This window comes from Sphingobacterium sp. E70, assembly GCF_019285695.1.
Classification (GTDB): domain Bacteria; phylum Bacteroidota; class Bacteroidia; order Sphingobacteriales; family Sphingobacteriaceae; genus Sphingobacterium; species Sphingobacterium detergens.
Genome location: NZ_CP079104.1, coordinates 3,883,325 through 3,901,965, shown reverse-complemented (window position 1 = coordinate 3,901,965; position 18,641 = coordinate 3,883,325). Strand labels below are relative to the sequence as shown.

Below are 18,641 nucleotides of genomic sequence, written 5' to 3'. Positions count from 1 at the left end.
GTAAAACAAGATATAAATCAGCTTCTATTCAAAAAATCAGTTGTTAGGATACATAATATCTTTTTTAAATAAGGATATTTAGTGAGTCATACTTAGTTCACCCCTACGGCATAACAAGATGCCTCAATATAATTTTATCATTGATTTTGGAAAATATCGTTGTTATACATCAGGTCAAATCGTAGTAGACTTATTAACTTTAACAACCAGATCAAAAGAAACGAAAAAGTGCCTTTAGTCGTTTACACCCTAATTTTATCGTCTTTTACAACTATGATATTTAGCCACTCGGCTCTGGGTGATTGTAAATGAACTATAAGTAGAGATACATCGTTAATCAAGGCGTTGTAGATACCTTACATTTCATAGCAACTAACAACAAGTTCAAAGTTATTGTAGAGAGCTAATTGGTTGCAGATACCCCAAATTCATAGCATCTAACAACTTTCGAAATGGCATCGCCAAAGCTACACGGTTGTAGATACCCTACATTTCATAGCACTTAACAATCTACCAAACCCTATCTCACTATATAAACCAAACTACAAATAATCCAGTTGTTAGGATACATAATATCTTTATTAAAAAGGGTATTTAGTGAGTCGCCTTTTGCGCTCACCCTACGGCTTAACAAGAAGCCTCATCTCATAATCGAACCGATCATCAAGAATCTGATCAGTCTATATTTTTAATCCTCCTTATTTCAATACCAATAAGTCAAAGAACGTTCACATTATTTACACAAACCCATACCGTAAAATAATACATTATTTTTGCGCAAAATAAAATATAAACAAACTCAAAAACAGAGTCCATTTCAATCTTTCAAATAATTTACTTTTTTTATTCATCCTATGCTCTGAGCGGCAGTTACAAGTCAATAATAGAATTTATCAATATAGGATACAAGCTATAGGTCTATAAAATCGAATTCAATTTTATTCTGGAGACTTTACGATATTTTTATGCTTTAGTTTTCTCATTTATTAGATTTTAATCACTCAACAACAATTGTCCCTATTTAATGGAACATCGCTGTTATTCATATTTAGTTATCGGCTATCGTTAATACAAATATAATTTTTTAAATTATATACACAAATATATTTATTAAATTAAATACATTTTTTGCGCAAATATATTATCATAAATATTTATAATATGATACAAATAGGTCTAGATCCTATCCAAAAACAGATCCCAGACAGCCAAATTACCGCCAATCAAGTTTTGAAAATACAAGAGAATAGTTTTCAGAACCTATAAAATTGAGACCTATTACTATTCAATAAATTGGTTTTAACTCGGTTCCATGTCGTTCCCTACCCAAAAGATCTTATCCCGCAAAAATGGCAAATTCCAGTCTTCGCTATAGATCGTATTTTCAAATTCTGCAGACCAGCCATCAGTAACAACATCTTTGTACCCTTTTTCTTTCCGGATAACGATATATTTTCCGGTAATGAAATTGATAGATTTTGTAATAAAGAAGGCGTCTTTCCGATAACTCAGATCATAGCCTATGATTTGAATCCTGCGGTTTTCGACATTAAATCGATATTTTATTCTTTCAACCAAATCTTTCCTCTCTCCGGATATATTCGGGACGGACTTCTGATCCGGATATTCAACTCTTATTTCAAGAATCTTATTGTTTATGAATTTAAAAAACGTCCAATAATCGACACCCTTCCTATTATATAAAACACTATTATTCAGAATATTTATATTGACTTCTCTTTTTATCGCGGATAAATTAGCTAAAAGAAAAGATTGTACGATTTCATCTTCATTTTTTACGATTTTGAAATGATCAGGAATAGTATCATCATCAAACTTCGATGATAAGCTGCCTGCGATTTCCTCATCCTTTATTCTTTCTTCATCCGTTTCTATTTTTACATTACCGCTATCCTTTTGAACTTGTCTGTTTCCGGCTTCCAGCGTTTTTTGCGCTCCGTTCGCGGTTATTTTTTGCACGCTGTTTTCACAGGACTGTACAATAAAAACCAGGAACAGCAATAGGCATATATTTTTCATTCTTTCTTCTATTGGATAGTTTATTAAATCGTATATCAACTCATCAATATTTCTTATTTTTTGTATTCAAAGCATAAATCTGTTTTAAATCTAGTTCTTTTCCTAGTATCAATAAACCCCATTTTTATATTCGACAGCCCCTATTTATAATTCGTTTTAAAAGAATATTCATTCGATATGCTAAGATACCCTTAACATGTCTCCTATTTATAAACAAATGAAGGCATTGCATTTATGGATATGATATTATGACGACTATATAACATGAAGCCCATAACTAAAAATTTTGTATTTTACTCCTATGACGTCTTCACTTATTCAAGTTGGAATCCCGGAAATACTGTCCACACAGTTGGAATTGACAGAACCATTCTACTTCATTATTTTGATGGAACAAGAACTTCATTTTTCGATAGACCTGGTGCCTTATCGATCTGCTGCGAAAAGCATTTTATTTCTATCTCCTTTTCAACTGTTTTCAGTTCAAGAAAAATTACCTGACCATACGAAGGTTTTAAAATTTCATGGCGATTTCTATTGCATTGAGTATCATAAGGACGAGGTAGCTTGTAATGGTTTATTATTCAACAACATCTACCAGCAACCACATGTCGCATTGACACCAGAGGCTTTCCAGGAGATTACGGCGGTCATAGACAAAATAGATCATTTAAAATATTCACACGCTTCCTTTGACCAAGCTATTACAAAGACTTATCTGCAGCTCATCCTTGCCATTGCAAGCAAGCAGAAAATATTGACCAATAAACTATCCTTGCCAACCACATCACGCAAAGACCCTATCGATGGTTTTGAACAACTTTTGGAGAATGAGTACAAAACACATAAAAGTGTATCTTTTTATGCAGCATATTACAATCTGAGTTCAACCGCTTTCACAAAAAAAGTGAAACAGAAATGGGGCAAATCCCCTCCACACTTATTCAAGAACGTATTGTGCTCGAAAGCAAAAGGCTTCTCCACTTGACCCCAAAGAGCATCAAAGAAATTTCAGCCGAACTACAGTACCTGGATGAATTTTATTTCAGTAGGTTTTTCAAAAAGATGACTGGTGTATCCCCTAAGGTCTTTCGCGAAGAGGTTGGACTCTCCATTGTTGCTAAAAAGTCTATGTTATAACCTCATTTGTCCATGTTTTGACTACCTCATCCTATCTAATTTTGCTGTATCCTTTCAAACAAAGTAAGATGGAAAAAATAGTAAACATGCTCGCCACAAGCCAAAACAGCTTTATCAATTTTGCCCGCATCGCGATATTTATCGTTATGGCCTGGATAGGTTGTTTAAAAGTGTATCAATATGAAGCGGATGGTATCGTACCATTTGTCATCAATAGCCCCTTTATGAATTTCTTTTACCACAACACCGGAAAATATGCCGAGGATAAAAATGGAAAACTGGTTCCCGAATATCAGCTATTCAAAAATCCAGAAGGTCTGATGGTGAAGAAAAATATGATCTGGCATCAGCAAAATGGGACATATACCTTTGCTTATCTGTTGGGTTTTGTGATTGTTGTCATCGGTTCGATGACTTTATTGGGAATCTGGTTTCCAAAAATAGGTTTATGGGGCGCCATTTTTACGATAGGGATGTCCATCGTGACACTAACATTTCTCATAACCACACCTGAGACCTTTGTACCAAAACTAGATGGCGATTTACCTTCGCCAAACGTTGGCTTCCCTTACCTATCCGCAGCAGGCCGTTTGGTATTAAAAGATGTTATTATGCTAGCAACAGGGCTGCTCATTGCTTCCGATAGCGCCAAGCGCATACTGGCCAATAAATCCACTGTCTAACTTGATGGTTCTTGCGCAAAAGGAACACTTGGATACGAAAAATAGAGAGATTATAAAAATTACCAAAAGTAGAAAAAAGTAACTTACCTCAGCCTTGGAAGAACTTCGACAGATTCTTATGGGGTCCAAGGCTGGGTAAGTCGGCTGCGCGTGCTACTTTTTTACTTTTTCAAGCTACTTACCTCGGCTCCGATAAAAATTTGACGGGATATTTGTGTTTTGAGACCTGGTAAGCCCGTATGCAATCAAGCAGTACAATTTTTACTTTTCTTTACGCAACTTACCGCAGCCTCGGCGGAACTTGACGGATTCTTTTGAAAACCGAAGCTGGGTAAGTCGACTTTTACTTTATTTATTTTTCATTGGTATGCGCTAGATTATCTCTAGAACATGGATATAGGGCTATTTTGCAATTTTTTAAACACATTGATAAAAAGAAAACACAACCTCAATAAAGTATCAATAAAGGAATAAATATTTAATAAAAATACATATTAAGAACTAAAAGATTAAATAATATACATAAAAATCAATTGCAACATCAAATATTCTTTTAATGACATGTTATAACGAATATAGAGAAAAAAATATAATTGCAAATTTTTAAACAAAATAATAATCCATTTTTTGCACAAATTGTTATTCAATTCGTTACATGACGGACGATAACAAACACAGACTGGAACGGATTGGTTTACGCTTTCGTACAAAGCGTAATGAACTCTATTATTCTTTGAGAGATGTATCAAACCTGACAGGCATTTCCACAGGAACCTTAAATGGTATCGAGAAGGGGCGAGATCTCACTATGACCAACTTTCTCCTACTCTGTCATAGCCTTGAAATCCAACCCAAAGTTTTCTTTCAGGATGATATTACCTTTAATCCACCTTATTCACTCTCCCCGACGTACAAGAAAGAATATCGATCAATAAGAAACTAGATCAACTGGTTTATCACTCCAATTTCTTTCATCGTCCCAAACGCGTCGCGGAGGTTCTAAATGAATTGGAAATTGACAAAAGTCAAAGCAACAAGTTCTCTGTATATCTTTCCGCTTATTGCGAAGAAGGTGCACTTGAATTTGAACAACAAGGCAACTATAAAGAATACTGGAAGAAAAGTGATACTACTTCGAAAATTCCCGAAAACGATTAGCCCTTTTGAATGTGCCCAGATCATTGAATCGAACGCCGTACTTTTTCAGGACTTCCTGTGCTTTCTTACGACCAATATGACGTACATAAAAGGTTTCATTGACGACAAAGTGATGAATACTATGTGTCCAGCCAAAAAAGAAACAGAATAATTGCATCGGGTATGTCCACCAGATATTGAGAACCTGTGTCTGCTCAATCACATTCCCCTCCTCCACATCACCGAAATAATGCATATTGGAAGTGATAAAATGCAAACAAAACTGCCGCAGCAAATTAGGTAAGAGGATCGTATAAATAATCACATTTAGACTTATCAACATGTTATCCACATAGTGTGGAAAACTCAAATCCACCACAGAACGTCCATTCAACCAATCCAATAGCGCGTCCGCAAAGAAAAAATATAAGATAACATGTGCAAAAATTGTCACAGGTACAATACTCAGAAACATGATCTGTTTCAATTTTGATGATGTCTCCACTTTCAGGTTTCCATTCTTGACTTCCCGATCCATATCACTAAACATACGATGTAAACGTAGCAGTCCACCCAAAACAACATCGGGCGTTGTCAACAGCCGTTTTATGGTCCAAGGTTCACCATTGGTCACACTGCGCTCCTCCACATCGTGTAATGTCCCCGAAAATTTGTGATGATGATGGTGTAAGGTCCGTCGGATCCAAGGGTTGACTGTCAGCGGACGTAAGATCCAAACCGTGAAAAGCATAAAATGGTGTACAGTCTTCTGCTTCTTAAAATAAAGCCAATGAATAAGATCATGCTCGATTTCATGAAGAATCCCCATAAAAAAGCGTTCGCAACAATCATAAGCCAGGTCGGAACAAGCGTTTTGTACCAGCCTATCGATACGGCAAGGATAGCGACAATAGCAATTAAAAATATAACCAATCCGATACTATTTTGAAGTTTTAATATGGGATAAGCCCCTTTAAGCTGTTGATAGGATAAATTTATCTCCTTTCTGATCTGACTCGACTTTTGTTGATGTGTCAATGTAATGTGATTTTAAATACAAAAATACAGTTTTTTTACCGGACATCACTGCAGCTCTTTCCGTTAGAATGTGGATGACTGCAAGATATTTATCACATTTTTAAAAAAATCTGTAACATAATTTCCAACGCCAATACTAATTTGAAAAATAAACATATTAAACTAGACCATTATGGAAAAGCGATCTATTTACAATTGGAAAAACAATTTATTGGGAAATAAATCAAAATTATATAACAATGCTACCCTGATCGGCTCATTGGAATCCAATGACTGGACACTAGATGCCAATGTCTCTATCCGCTCAGATCAATATAGTTTTAAAAATAAAGGTCTTTTCAACCCATATACTGAAATACGCAATAAGCAGGGTGAACTGATCGGTGATATCGAATACAACAATTGGACAGGAGGGGCAACCATTAGTCTAATTGACAAAAATACAAATGGAGTAAACTGAATATGTGGATGTTGGCCTGGAAAATCGAAGATGAACAAGGACAAATTGTCGAAGTAAGTCCTTCTGTCATGGGTACTGGCGGAACAATAGAAAGCATTGAAAACAGTGAGCTATTACTATCGATCAGTCTTTATCTTCAAAAAGAGTCGCGGTGATGTATTCAATGGTTGCACTTATTCCCATCTTCGCGCTACTCCTATTTTAATCCATCTCAACGATATTCATTACGATTTCATATCTCATAAAACAGGCGAAATGCCTGTTTTTTTGTACTAATCACAGGCCGAAGGCCTCCCCCATTCAATACTAAAACTGGTCTTCAACTAGGGTTCAACTAGGGATCTAACTTTCATTTAATAGGGACTTCATACGGACCTCATTCGGACTTCACTCGGACCTCATTCGGATGAAAACGTATAATCTCCCTGTTATATACCTGTTTTATATCTATTAATTTACAACAAATGTACTATTTGAGGCAAACTTTACCACTACTTGTTTGTTAAAAGAATCAAACCAATTATAAAAGAATTTATGGCACGAGTAAATAACGGAGCAAACGGCGCTCCATCCGGAAAGGTTGGCGCTGTCGTATTTTGCAAATGGAAGGATATCAACTATGTACGTTCGCTTCCTAAAGTCAAGAAAAGAAGGAAACTATCTGATAGAGAGAACGAAAACAGGGGTAAATTTGCTTTTACACAAACTTTTCTGGGTCAGTTCACAAAATTTTTCCGTTTAGGTTTTCAGCGATATAAAGATAATATGACCGCATTTAATGCGGCGATGTCCTATCATCTTGAACATGCTATCCTCATGGCTGCACAGGGACCTGCGATCAATTATGAAAAATTTGCGATCAGTAGAGGACTGGAAGATATTATCGTTTCCACATCTACCGAGATACTAAGCGGCAAGCTCGAAATCAAATGGGAGCTCAAACTGACCAAGGAATTGCTGCACCATGAGCTTAGTGACTTTAGAAGCATGGTACTCCTATTGCCTGAGGATCCGAAAAACCATGCCACTGGAGTATCATTGGGCAACTCTATCGAATATCGATCCCAATTGATTGATCTACCGAAGGTCAGTGAAAGCTCAATTTTTCATCTCTATCTGGGTTTTGCTGCAGCAGATGGCAGCAATCGTAGCATGAACAGCGTTTATCTGGGTATCGTAACAGTAGAGAAAGAATGATGGAACTTTATGCCAAATACCCTATGACGATAAACAGAATTACTATTCTCGTTTCGTCGTAAATGACTCATAGCTTTTCTGTATATAAAGGTACAGATCATACGTATTCCAGGATTGTACCTGCTCAAAAGATGGCCTGTAGGCTTCCATAAAAGGCGTAATATCCTCGTCTTTTATGGAAGTACTCATTTTAACAGCATTTCTATTAAAGACACTGTCTATTTTGCTTTCCTTAATCACATGTTGAATATTCTTCTCCATTGCTCTCGCTCGTTTTCCATTCTTGCTAAAAAGTTCGTAGAAGAAAGTGATCGGTTTTCCGCCAAAGGGATTCAGTAGTGCGATAGGTGGCTTTCCGCCGTAATAGATGCCAGCTTTCTTGTTCTTCTCCTTTTCTATTTCTTTTAAATCATCGATCTCTTTGTTATGTCGGTTCCTTGTGATCACAATTTCATCAAGGACGATAGGGCGTTTCTTTAGAAAGACAGAATCCTTTAGCTTGTCTCCATAAACTAGCTTTGTTTCCCAGTGATCATGTCTAAATTCAATGGTATCACCTAATTTATAGTCAAAGACAAAATTTCCATACTCATCTGAAACAGTATGTTTTTTTGAACTCAAATTTAAAAGGTTAATCCCCGGAGTAGCAAGGTTGTATCAGCCGACAAAATTGTCCCCGGTATTCATTTCTCTTTTGGCCATAAACTGGCCATAAATAGCTAGATAAACTAATAATGAATAACAACAATAAAAACTTACCGGAGACGCTCATAACAAGACTATTATCGAAGCTGAAAAATTACCACAATCTATCAAATCATTTCAGTTTATAAAAACGCTTTAACACTATTTAGCTGTTTGCTGAATGTATTATCCAAATAGATTAAAGCCGACACGAGGTAATGTGTTTACAAAATATTAATTCACAATAAGATAACACAAACCTAACACAAAATCATTCCTCTTGTGTTTAACTTAGTAAGAATGAATGATATGGCTCTCAATCGTCTTATTTCTACTGTCCTTCTTGGTTTCAGTATCCTGTTATGGTCCTGCGGTAATACCGATCATACCATCAAAATGAAAGGTTCGGATACCGAAGTGAATCTTGCTGTTAATCTAGCCGAGGCGTACAATAAGACAGATCCGACATTCAGTATGGCTATCTCCGGTGGTGGGTCCGGACTTGGTATTACTTCCCTATTGAATGGGCAGGCAGATATCGCCAACTCATCGCGTCCTTTGACTGAAGAAGAACTGGCACTCTTCAAAAAGAAGAACATGCTCCTCAAAACCGTAGTCTTTGCCGAAGATGCCACCGCTTTTGTTGTTCACAGCGACAATCCGATCACAGAAATCGATGTGAAAACGCTTTCAAAAATCATGAGCGGTCAGGTCGAAAACTGGAAATCTGTTTCTGGACAGGATGTTCCGATCAATATCTATGGTAGACAAAGCAGTTCGGGAACCTATTCATTTATTCGCAAGAAGCTAAAAATAGCTTATAGCCAAAAGGCCAAAGAAATGACCGGAAATGCACAAATTCTGGAAGCCATCAAAATCGACAAGTCTGGCATCGGTTATGTCGGTGCCGGTTATATTTCCAAAAAGATTCAAGACAACAAGGGGATCAAAGTATTGAAAATTAAAAATGATGCAGATTCCAATGCCATATCGCCCTTAGATCCTACAGCAATAAAAAATAGATTATATTTTTTTCAACGTCCCCTCTATCAGTTTATTCCCGAAAAATCATGGGCCAAAGTGCTGTCATTTATCCAATTTGAAACCAAAGGAGAAGGGACCAAGATCATCGAAAACTCAGGTTATTACCTTATTCAATAAAATAACATGCAGTACAAAAAACGCGTCGCCATCGATAAGATCGCCAAAATCATATTCAAGTCCACCGGGTATATGGTGCTTGCACTTTTGGGTGGTATTTTCTTCATGTTGCTTTACAATGCAATTGCCTTCTTTCTGGAAGTTTCGCCATTGGATTTTATCACCGGAAGCCAATGGAATCCCACGGCAGCAGAACCAGCCTATGGCATTCTGCCATTAATCGTAAGTACCTCGATTGTTTCTTTGGGTGCGATGTTGATTGCCATTCCACTGGGTGTGGGTACCGCAGCTTTTATTTCCGAATACGCAAGCCCCAAACTCAAGACGATCTTAAAACCCGCCATAGAGATGCTTGCAGCAATTCCTTCGGTCGTGATCGGTTTTTTGGGGATCGTATTGGTTGGTCCCGGAATAGCGGATCTAAACAATCTACCCAATGGGCTAAATGCTTTAAATGGAGCAATCTTACTGGCCATTATGGCCCTCCCAACAATCATTACCATTTCCGAAGATGCCATCCATGCTGTACCGCAGACTTACCGCGAAGCGAGCTATGGTCTCGGAGCATCTCGCTGGCAGACACTGCGCAAGATTACGATCCCGGCAGCAGCACCGGGAATCATTGCCGCCGTCATGCTGGGACTGGGAAGAGCCATCGGTGAAACCATGACTGTATTGATGGCCACGGGGAATGCTGCAATATTTCCCAAAGGATTTTTGACTCGGTCAAAACCATTACCGCAACAATTGCGATCGAAATGGGTGAAGTCCCCTATCAGACCACACATTACTATGCCTTGTTTGCCATAGCGATTGTCTTGTTCTTTATGACCTTGGTAGCCAATCTGATTGGTGAATATTTTATCAACCGCTTTAGAAAATACCATGCTGCATAAATTTAAAAACTGGCACCGATCGTCGAATGGGGTACACTTCTCCTGTCCACAGGACTTGTATGCTTCTTTTTGTGCGTGATCCTATACGATATTTTCACGAAAGGCTCCCATGTGCTATCCTGGGATTTTGTCTCCAAGCTACCATCCGATGGTATGACACGTGGAGGTATTCTTACTCCGATTATAGGTACGGTATTTCTGACCCTGATAACGGCATTATTTTCCATTCCCTTTGGAATCTGTTGTGCCATTTACCTCAACGAATATGCAGAGAATACCTGGCTGACCCGCACGATCCGGGCTTCCATCCGTAATTTATCCGGTGTTCCATCGATTATCTATGGTCTGTTTGGTCTGGCACTCTTTGTTCAGGCCCTGAATTTCGGTACTTCAATTTTGTCTGCCGGATTGACCTTGGGCTTACTGTCCCTTCCCTATATCATTACCACAACGGAGGAGGCCCTGCTCCGTATTCCACGAAGCATGCGGGAGGCCGCATTGGCTGTAGGAGCCACCAAATTTGAATCAATTAAAGATGTGGTCCTTCCCGCCTCTCTACCGGGGATACTCACAGGTATCGTCCTGACACTTTCTCGCGCAGCTGGTGAAACAGCACCGATACTATTTACAGGAGCCGCATTCTATATCACCAATTCCTTTGGCAACCTCAATCAGGAGTTTATGGCCCTGCCCTATCACCTGTATATGTTGTCCACGCAGCATCAGTCGATTGAGGAGGTCAGACCTATTGCATACGGAACAGCATTGGTGCTTATCATTGTGGTCTTCCTCATGAATTTAACAGCTTTCTATATTCGATATAAGTTTAGAAATAATGAAAAGTAAATTGGTCACTGAAAATCTCAATCTATGGTTTGGGAGCAAACAGGTGTTGAAAAATATCAATATCGAATTTGAGGAAAATAAAGTTACGGCGCTGATCGGACCGTCAGGATGTGGCAAGAGTACCCTTTTGCGGAGTTTTAACCGTATGCATGATCTCTATCCGGAAGCCAAAATAGAGGGCCATATCAAATTAGATGGCCGCGAGATCTATCAAAAGGATATAGAGGTGACGGATCTACGCAAGCGTGTGGGTATGGTATTCCAAAAAGCCAACCCCTTTCCCAAAAGTATATACGAAAACATCACCTATGGTCTCAAAATCAACAATCTGATTGTTGATAAGACAACCGTACAAAAGGCATTGGAAGAAGCGTATATCTGGGAGGAGGTAAAAGATGATCTGAAAAAACCAGCTACCCGGCTTTCCGGAGGGCAACAACAAAGACTCTGTATCGCCCGTGCGGTAGCCCTGCGTCCCGAAATTATTTTAATGGATGAACCTTGCTCGGCATTGGACCCCGTGAGTACCTTAAAGATCGAGGAACTTATTCACCATTTGAAAAAAATACACCATTGTCATTGTCACGCACAATATGCAGCAAGCGCAACGTGTCGCCGACAAAACCGTCTTTATGTATCTTGGGGAAATTATTGAACAGGGAGACACGCATCAGATTTTTAACAATCCACAACACGAAACCACTCGTAATTATATCAGCGGGCATTTTGGTTAACCCTTCAGCAATCCGAAACACAGCTTCTATGTGCATGCCCCAGACTTTCTCTTATGTTCGGCGAGTTCGTGTCTTGCCGAACATACTAGAAGAAAAAAAGTTTAGCTACAGTACGACAACGCGACTTTAGCTTCCAAAAGGATCAGTCTTCTTTTCAATCTTTAGTATCCCGATCAAATGCTGTACAGCTTTCTGCAGACGTTTGGCATCATCTTCGGTTTGAATGGCCCACAAGATCTCCTCGGTATTTGCAGCGGATTTATAACGGATTTGGTATCCTGATTTTACGCGTGCAATGACAAGCGGTTCGGATTTTGACAGATCGCTTCTATAGTGCTGACCAGTGGACAGAAAAACGGTCAGGACTTTTCCGTCCACCGTAACCGTGTCAATTTTGGTTTCTTTATAGCGATAGGCAATCTTGTACAGCTTATTGATGTAAGCTATGGTCTGCTGTTTGTTGAGCGCTGTATTTTGGGCTTCCAACCCGCTATGCACTCCAAAAAAAAAGAAAACATATTAATAGGAAGTTCTTCATGCATCAAATTTATTAATAAACTCCACTTTCCCGACTTTATTATCTCAAATTTATTTATTCGCTAAAACAAAAAAACTTGAAGAAGGTACGCTGTTTGAAAATTCGATAAAAAAACAATTAACCAGTTTTAAGGAAAGTCCGGAAATCAGCCACAGGAAGTAAAAGGAGTGTTTATTATTCAATTGTGTCTGACCGGTAACTCTATTACTGGTCAGACACAGTTTTCTATCGAATAATAATGCGACTTAGCTTGTATTTTAAGCCGCCTACATTTTCGTTTTCGATAAGTCACGTGCATTTTCTGCCATTCGGATAAATTCGGCACGATAACCCTCATCATCTGCTCCCTTGCGGTCTTCGCACGTGCGATCAAACTATCAAAATTAGCCTGTTGTTTAAAGTCCGAATCACGAAGTAACATCCCCAGTTCGGCCACAGCAGTTGCAAAACGTAAATCTTCACTGGCCTTATTCAACTCGGTCACCTTAGCCTGTACCACCTGTTGTTGCAATTTGCTTTTATCACCATCAGGTTCTTTGTAACGGAATTTGACGGTTGCCAATTCCCCATTTCCCTTGACAGCGATATTTTTGGTTGAGTTCTGCTGGTATTTCAACGGATCAACTTTCCCGACCATTGTCGAGTTGACACCGACTGGAACGATCTCATACAGGGCGGTAACCACATGACCTACACCCATATCACCGCCCATCTTTTGATCGTTGTTGAAATCTTCCGCTTCAAGCAAACGGTTTTCATAGCCAACCAGTCGATAAGCCTGTACATAATTCGGATTGAACTCTACCTGAATCTTCACATCTTTAGCCACCGTAAACAATGTCCCTCCAAATTCGGTGACCATGGCTTTCCGAGCTTCGGAAATATTGTCTATATAAGCATAATTACCATGCCCTTTATCTGCTAAGATCTCCATCTTACTATCTTTCAAATTTCCCATACCATAGCCAAGCACGGTCAGAAAAACACCAGATTTACTCTCTTTACTGATCAGTTCCTCCATAGATTCATCACTACTCTCGCCCACATTGAAATCACCATCGGAAGCCAGGATAATTCGATTGTTTCCACCCTTGACCAAATTTTGGCGGGCAATCTCATAGGCTTTTTTGATCCCTGCAGCTCCGGCAGTACTTCCTCCAGCCTCAAGTTCATCTATGGCCGTTTTGATTTTCATTTTCTGACTACCGCTGGTACTCTCTAATTTCACTCCGGCCGAACCTGCATAGGTTACAATAGCAACACGGTCGATATCACGCAGCTGATCCACCAACATTTTCAAGGAAGATTTTACCAAAGGTAATCGTCCCGGCCCCATCATCGACCCCGATACATCGATCAAAAAAACCAAGTTCGAGGCTTTGAGTTTGTCCGTCGGGATATCTTTGGCTTTTAACGTCACCCGCATCAACTGATGTGCATTGTTCCACGGTGCTTTGGTCAATTCGGTCACTATATTCACCGGTTCGCCATTCTTTGGGCCTTCCACCTGATACTGAAAATAGTTGATCATCTCCTCAACACGTACGGCATCCTTATCGGGTAAATTACCCGCATTGATAAACCGACGGACATTACTGTATGAAGCAGCATCCACATCTGCAGCAAATGTTGACAGCGGCTCCTTCATTGGATTGATAAACTTGTTTTCCTTGATTTTTGATACGATTCCTGATTTTGATCCGGTATATACCCGCCTCGAATATAGAGTCCCTGAGTCTGGCCTGCTAAGGCCGTAGAAGCAGTCATCATATTTGCTGTATTTCGTTTCGCAACTTTACCATAGCTCATAACGACAACCTCATCCAGTGTACGGTTATCCTGTACCATTGCAATGTCGACTTTACCCTTTCCTTTTACTTCGACACGCTGTGTAATATAACCGAGGTAGCTGAATTCCAAAGTCGTCTTACCAGTAGTGACCTGAATCTGGTAATTTCCATCACGGTCAGTGGATTTGCGTTCGTTGGTCTGCACATTTGTTACCACCACTCCGCTTAACGCTAATTTGCTCGTTGCATCCGTCACCTTCCCTTTCACTTCGTATTGTTGGCCGGCATATCCACCAATGGATAGCAGCATGCTCATTAAAAAAGTATCGTTCTCATATCGTTCAATTTTTTGTCAAGGGATGCAGCAAATATTAAATTTCCATAAACCAGAAAAAAAAATATTTTTAGCAAATAAAATGTTCGCATTCAAGTCGTCAAAAAGGATTCAACGCAAGACCAGGAGCTCTTGCAACAATACCAGGAGGCATCTGATCTCAAGGTATTGGGCAACCTTTATCAGCGACATACCGAAATGGTTTATTATGTCTGCCTACGGTATCTCCAAGATCCAGAATTGAGTAAAGATGCCGTAATGAATATTTTTGAAGAGCTCATCTACAAAGTTAATAAGCAAGAAATCAAAGACTTTCCGAGATGGCTCTATGTATTGAGCAAAAACCATTGCCTGATGTATTTAAGGTCGCAAAGAACAAATCACAAATTTCTTTGGATGAATTTGTGAAATATCCCGAAGATCTGCATCAGTATGAACAACAGGATGAAAAGGAGGAGCAATTGACTGCAATGGAAGGCTGTCTGGAAAAACTACCGGACAAACAGCAACAGTCCGTCAGACTCTTTTCCTGGAGGAAAAATGTTACAAAGAGATCAGCGACTCGACAGGATATAGCTTAAATGAAGTTAAAAGTTACATCCAGAATGGGAAGCGGAATTTAAAAAATTGCATGGAGGCTTGGAATGAGCGACAGTAATTATGACATAACGTACTTAAAGAAATACGTCAACGGCCAACTTTCTCCCAAAGAGATGTACGCCATTGAACGTGAGGCCCAACGTGATCCCATGTTGGCAGATATTCTTGTGGGTATAGAAATGGATCAAAACAGTGCTGTTCCTTCCGAACTCAACGCGCGTATTGCCCAACGCATTGAGCATAAAAAAGAAACTAAAATAAAAGTCTTCGATTGGAAAAGACTGGCCATCGCTGCGACAGTAGTAGCTATCCTAAGTGCGGGTATACTCTATTTCCAGCAGCAAAAAAATCCCACCGAGACTAAGCGGACTGCAGATGTTGCTGTACCGGCTGATGTACCCTTGTCAAAATCGATCCCTCAGAATGACACAACGGCCTCATCTGCCATTGAACCCAGTATAAAAGAGAAGGACAGTCCTCACTTGGCGGACAACCGTAAATCTTCCGATCTAGGTCAATATAAGGAGGAGACCGTGCCAGTACATCAGGAGCCATCGGTACGCATAGCTCCAGTTGAAAAAATGAATAGTGGCATCCATAGAGACCGAGCCATAGCTGATTCAAAAATGTTAGACAGTGTGGAGGTATTTGGTTATACCCCCAAGCGAAAAAGAGTATCACGGGAAGTTCAGTTGTAGTCCGAGGCCAACAAGTCAATCAAAGCAATGCGCTCGCTGGCAGGATAGCAGGTGTCAATGTGACCCCACAAACCTTTGGTAGTCCTTTACAAGTCACTGTACGTGACAAAGAAACTGGCTTGCCGATATCAGGTGTTACCATCATGCAGCCCAATAGCAAACTGGCAACAAATACAGATTCTCAGGGCAAGGCTACCATCCAACCGAGCACAGTAGATTCACTGGTTGATATCATGGCTGTAGGTTATAACACAGTTGCATTAAATATGCGTCGCAACAAAAACCTGAATATAAAATTGCAACCTTCCAGTGCGACACTTGACGAGGTAGTAGTTACAACCATGTCCTCTCGGAAAACAAAAAGTGCAGAACCTGTTTGGGGATGGAAGTCATTTAATAATTACGTTAGAAAGAAAACAGCTAACAGTCGATACGAAGGTACCGTGCGCTTGAATTTCTATATCGATAAAGATGGTTTCCTTCCAATATCAATATCTTACAAAGTGCCAATGATTATCTGGACAACAAGGCCAAGGAGATTTTACTTTCCGGACCAAAATGGAAGGGTGAGGACAACCGATATGTAACGCTGACCTTTGATTTCACGTATTAAAATCCGTCAGAACAGGATATTAATGTGCTACAATAACTTTCTTTTTGAGCGAAATAAGTATACCCGAAAATCGGCATTGGTATCAAAAACAGCAGGGACAGTTCCTGTAGGATCTGTCCCTGAATTTCAATTTCTATCGTTGATAGTCCTGAGGGATTACATTTCGTAAACACCGCCATAGCAACTATTCACCAACAACTTAAACAGAAAATTTTTACTTATAAAATTTAAGATTATTTCATACATTAGTGCTATAATTCTTAACCATATAGTGACTTTTTATGAAAGGTTTTTTCACCAGCCTGCTTCTTTTCGGCAGTTTTGGGCTCATGCCCAAGATTTTTCATTCGGTAAAGTAAAAAAGAGGATTTCGCAATCGATATTGGTAAATTGGACACTGCCGCCAATGCATTTGTCATTCGGGAGTATGGTTCCGCACAGGTCAACTACACTTCGCACACAGGTCTGGTTGTCGAATTCGTCAAACATGTTCGGATCAAAATATTGAACAAGGAAGGGTACAACCATGCAAACTTCACCATCCCACTTTACAAAAGCGGAAATGAACGTGAGGTCGTCACTGACATCAAAGGAGCTTCCTATCACCTCCAAGGCGATAAGGTCGTCGAAACTGAAATGACAAAGGCAAATATTTTTAACGAAAATTCTTCAGAAAACATCTCCTTGACCAAGGCTGCCATTCCACAGGTTCAAGAAGGAACAATTATTGAATATCGCTACAAAACGGAATCGCCTTTTATTTTTAACCTCAATACCTGGGAGTTTCAGGAGGAGATTCCCAAAATCTATAGTGAGTATGTCACACGTATACCAGAAATCTGTCATTACAAATCCAATTTAAAAGGAGGGTTTCCCATCAAAGACCGTAAAACAGAAAATTACAATACCAGTCTGCGTAGTGAAATCGGTGATATTCTGGGCACCAAAACGACCTATATCATGGAGAATATCCCGGCCTTCCATAGTGAAGACTATATGACTTCTTCTAAAAACTTCCGGTCTATTCTATTTTTTGAACTTGGACGTTATAGCGTCCCTATGGGACCCACAAAAGACTTCTCCCTAACCTGGGAGAACGTACGGGAAAAATTAATCGCTGATGAAAGTTTCGGTGGTCAGGTCAAACGAAAAGGAGCCTTAAAAGAATTTATCGAACCCGTGCTACAAGGGGCAAATAATGATATCACAAAAGCCTCCCGCCTCTATGCTTATTTTCAGAAACGGATCAAATGGAACAATAAGCACTCGATCTACGCGAAAAATATCAAAGAAGCGCTTGAAAAAGAACAGGCAATAGTGCCGACATTAATCTCGGATTGGTCAATGCACTGCGTTATGCTCAGTTAGAGGCTATTCCCGTTATTTTATCCACCCGCGACAATGGTTATGCCGGATTGTATTCACCTGCAATATCGGAATTCAACCATGTTATCGCCCAGGTAAAACTCGGTGAGGAATACTATTTATTGGATGCAACCTCTCCTTATGAACCCTTCGGCAATATTCCTTTAAAATGCGTCAACTATCAAGGTCGTTCTATTCCCTTGACTGGTGAGTCTGACTGGGTGAAACTCGAGTCAAAACTCCCCTCTTCACAGAGTAATTTCTTCTTTGGTGAACTTATGGAAAATGGCACGTTAAAAGGAAAATGGGTAACCTCCCGCAATGGCTACCTGGCATCAAGAATGCGTGAACGCCTACAGGGTAGTAATTCAGAAGAGGAATATTACGAAAAATGGGATGAGGAAAACAACCGTATCAAAATCAATAGCTTTAAGGTTTCCAACAGGGACTCCTTAGACAAACCACTCGCCGAAGAGTTTGAAATCGAGATTGAAAATTTTGCTAGCCTGCAAAATGAACAGCTTGCTTTCAATCCTTACATTGAAAGCAAAACCACCAAAAATCCTTTTAATCTGACCGAACGGAATTACCCAATTGATTTTGGATCCATGATCCAAGAAGAAAGCTATATGGAGATCAAATTACCCAAAGGGTATACATACGCCCCGAGACAAAATTAAAAAACAT

Annotated in this window: 23 protein-coding genes and 1 pseudogene; 18 read left to right on the top strand and 6 right to left on the bottom strand. The window is 39.5% G+C overall.

Features of this window, described 5'->3' with window-relative positions; all coding sequences use genetic code 11:
• Positions 1-1,299: 1,299 nt before the first annotated feature.
• Positions 1,300-1,980: a hypothetical protein gene (locus tag KUH03_RS27405; RefSeq protein WP_257087639.1), complete on the bottom strand. Its 681-nt coding sequence runs from the start codon at positions 1,978-1,980 to the stop codon at positions 1,300-1,302.
• Positions 1,981-2,392: 412 nt separating this feature from the next.
• Here KUH03_RS27405 and KUH03_RS27400 point away from each other — a divergent pair, with 412 nt between their 5' ends.
• The 5 genes from KUH03_RS27400 to KUH03_RS27380 all read left to right on the top strand — a co-directional run bounded on the left by KUH03_RS27400 (position 2,393) and on the right by KUH03_RS27380 (position 5,021).
• A complete protein-coding gene (locus tag KUH03_RS27400; protein WP_257087638.1) occupies positions 2,393-3,028 on the top strand; it encodes an AraC family transcriptional regulator in 636 nt (211 codons plus the stop codon).
• Positions 2,959-3,180, top strand: coding sequence for a helix-turn-helix domain-containing protein (locus KUH03_RS27395; RefSeq protein ID WP_257087637.1), 222 nt, complete (start codon positions 2,959-2,961; stop codon positions 3,178-3,180). Before KUH03_RS27400 ends, KUH03_RS27395 begins: the two co-directional genes overlap by 70 nt.
• Before the next feature lie 68 nt (positions 3,181-3,248).
• A complete protein-coding gene (locus KUH03_RS27390) occupies positions 3,249-3,863 on the top strand; it encodes a YkgB family protein (RefSeq protein ID WP_257087636.1) in 615 nt (204 codons plus the stop codon).
• A 655-nt stretch (positions 3,864-4,518) separates the two neighbouring features.
• A complete protein-coding gene (locus KUH03_RS27385; RefSeq protein WP_257087635.1) occupies positions 4,519-4,806 on the top strand; it encodes a helix-turn-helix domain-containing protein in 288 nt (95 codons plus the stop codon).
• Positions 4,807-4,871: 65 nt separating this feature from the next.
• A complete protein-coding gene (locus KUH03_RS27380; RefSeq protein ID WP_257087634.1) occupies positions 4,872-5,021 on the top strand; it encodes a hypothetical protein in 150 nt (49 codons plus the stop codon).
• Here the strand turns inward: KUH03_RS27380 and KUH03_RS27375 are convergent.
• Positions 4,993-5,829, bottom strand: a complete 837-nt coding sequence (locus KUH03_RS27375) for a fatty acid desaturase (RefSeq protein ID WP_257087633.1) — start codon at positions 5,827-5,829, stop codon at positions 4,993-4,995. The genes KUH03_RS27380 and KUH03_RS27375 overlap by 29 nt on opposite strands.
• A gap of 381 nt (positions 5,830-6,210) precedes the next feature.
• Here KUH03_RS27375 and KUH03_RS27370 point away from each other — a divergent pair, with 381 nt between their 5' ends.
• The 3 genes from KUH03_RS27370 (at position 6,211) to KUH03_RS27360 (ending at position 7,695) form a co-directional block, all read left to right on the top strand.
• Positions 6,211-6,498, top strand: a complete 288-nt coding sequence (locus KUH03_RS27370) for a hypothetical protein (RefSeq protein ID WP_257087632.1) — start codon at positions 6,211-6,213, stop codon at positions 6,496-6,498.
• A gap of 8 nt (positions 6,499-6,506) precedes the next feature.
• Positions 6,507-6,653: a hypothetical protein gene (locus KUH03_RS27365; RefSeq protein ID WP_257087631.1), complete on the top strand. Its 147-nt coding sequence runs from the start codon at positions 6,507-6,509 to the stop codon at positions 6,651-6,653.
• A gap of 379 nt (positions 6,654-7,032) precedes the next feature.
• Positions 7,033-7,695 carry a DUF6266 family protein gene (locus KUH03_RS27360; RefSeq protein WP_257087630.1) on the top strand — a complete coding sequence of 221 codons (663 nt, stop codon included), beginning with the start codon at positions 7,033-7,035 and terminating at the stop codon, positions 7,693-7,695.
• A 42-nt stretch (positions 7,696-7,737) separates the two neighbouring features.
• Here KUH03_RS27360 and KUH03_RS27355 read toward each other — a convergent pair whose 3' ends face one another.
• On the bottom strand, positions 7,738-8,316 hold the full coding sequence (locus KUH03_RS27355; protein WP_257087629.1) for a hypothetical protein: 579 nt from the start codon (positions 8,314-8,316) through the stop codon (positions 7,738-7,740).
• A gap of 363 nt (positions 8,317-8,679) precedes the next feature.
• On the opposite strand from KUH03_RS27355, the gene KUH03_RS27350 reads away from it, so the two are divergent.
• The 4 genes and pseudogenes from KUH03_RS27350 (at position 8,680) to pstB (ending at position 12,016) form a co-directional block, all read left to right on the top strand.
• Positions 8,680-9,540, top strand: a complete 861-nt coding sequence (locus tag KUH03_RS27350) for a PstS family phosphate ABC transporter substrate-binding protein (protein WP_257087628.1) — start codon at positions 8,680-8,682, stop codon at positions 9,538-9,540.
• A gap of 6 nt (positions 9,541-9,546) precedes the next feature.
• A complete protein-coding gene (gene pstC / locus KUH03_RS27345; protein WP_257087627.1) occupies positions 9,547-10,350 on the top strand; it encodes a phosphate ABC transporter permease subunit PstC in 804 nt (267 codons plus the stop codon).
• 95 nt (positions 10,351-10,445) lie between these two features.
• The gene (gene pstA / locus KUH03_RS27340) at positions 10,446-11,282 is read left to right on the top strand and encodes a phosphate ABC transporter permease PstA (RefSeq protein WP_373564847.1); all 837 of its coding nucleotides are present in this window, start codon (positions 10,446-10,448) and stop codon (positions 11,280-11,282) included.
• A pseudogene (gene pstB / locus KUH03_RS27335) lies at positions 11,272-12,016 on the top strand (phosphate ABC transporter ATP-binding protein PstB). Before pstA ends, pstB begins: the two are co-directional and overlap by 11 nt.
• A gap of 126 nt (positions 12,017-12,142) precedes the next feature.
• Here pstB and KUH03_RS27330 read toward each other — a convergent pair.
• The 3 genes from KUH03_RS27330 to KUH03_RS27320 all read right to left on the bottom strand — a co-directional run bounded on the left by KUH03_RS27330 (position 12,143) and on the right by KUH03_RS27320 (position 14,660).
• Positions 12,143-12,502, bottom strand: coding sequence for a hypothetical protein (locus tag KUH03_RS27330; RefSeq protein WP_257087626.1), 360 nt, complete (start codon positions 12,500-12,502; stop codon positions 12,143-12,145).
• A 263-nt stretch (positions 12,503-12,765) separates the two neighbouring features.
• Positions 12,766-14,202 (bottom strand): VWA domain-containing protein, encoded by a 1,437-nt coding sequence (locus KUH03_RS27325; protein ID WP_257087625.1) that lies wholly within the window; start codon positions 14,200-14,202, stop codon positions 12,766-12,768.
• Positions 14,199-14,660, bottom strand: coding sequence for a carboxypeptidase-like regulatory domain-containing protein (locus tag KUH03_RS27320; RefSeq protein WP_257087624.1), 462 nt, complete (start codon positions 14,658-14,660; stop codon positions 14,199-14,201). The genes KUH03_RS27325 and KUH03_RS27320 overlap by 4 nt, the downstream gene beginning before the upstream one ends.
• A gap of 216 nt (positions 14,661-14,876) precedes the next feature.
• On the opposite strand from KUH03_RS27320, the gene KUH03_RS49230 reads away from it, so the two are divergent.
• The 6 genes from KUH03_RS49230 to KUH03_RS27295 all read left to right on the top strand — a co-directional run bounded on the left by KUH03_RS49230 (position 14,877) and on the right by KUH03_RS27295 (position 18,634).
• Positions 14,877-15,086, top strand: a complete 210-nt coding sequence (locus KUH03_RS49230) for an RNA polymerase sigma factor (protein ID WP_373564846.1) — start codon at positions 14,877-14,879, stop codon at positions 15,084-15,086.
• A complete protein-coding gene (locus tag KUH03_RS49225; protein ID WP_373564941.1) occupies positions 14,999-15,259 on the top strand; it encodes a hypothetical protein in 261 nt (86 codons plus the stop codon). The genes KUH03_RS49230 and KUH03_RS49225 overlap by 88 nt, the downstream gene beginning before the upstream one ends.
• Before the next feature lie 63 nt (positions 15,260-15,322).
• Positions 15,323-15,976, top strand: coding sequence for a hypothetical protein (locus tag KUH03_RS27310; protein WP_257087623.1), 654 nt, complete (start codon positions 15,323-15,325; stop codon positions 15,974-15,976).
• 59 nt (positions 15,977-16,035) lie between these two features.
• A complete protein-coding gene (locus tag KUH03_RS27305) occupies positions 16,036-16,563 on the top strand; it encodes a carboxypeptidase-like regulatory domain-containing protein (protein WP_257087622.1) in 528 nt (175 codons plus the stop codon).
• 416 nt (positions 16,564-16,979) lie between these two features.
• The gene (locus KUH03_RS27300) at positions 16,980-17,957 is read left to right on the top strand and encodes a DUF3857 domain-containing protein (RefSeq protein ID WP_257087621.1); all 978 of its coding nucleotides are present in this window, start codon (positions 16,980-16,982) and stop codon (positions 17,955-17,957) included.
• On the top strand, positions 17,927-18,634 hold the full coding sequence (locus tag KUH03_RS27295; RefSeq protein WP_257087620.1) for a hypothetical protein: 708 nt from the start codon (positions 17,927-17,929) through the stop codon (positions 18,632-18,634). The genes KUH03_RS27300 and KUH03_RS27295 overlap by 31 nt, the downstream gene beginning before the upstream one ends.
• Positions 18,635-18,641 lie beyond the last annotated feature (7 nt).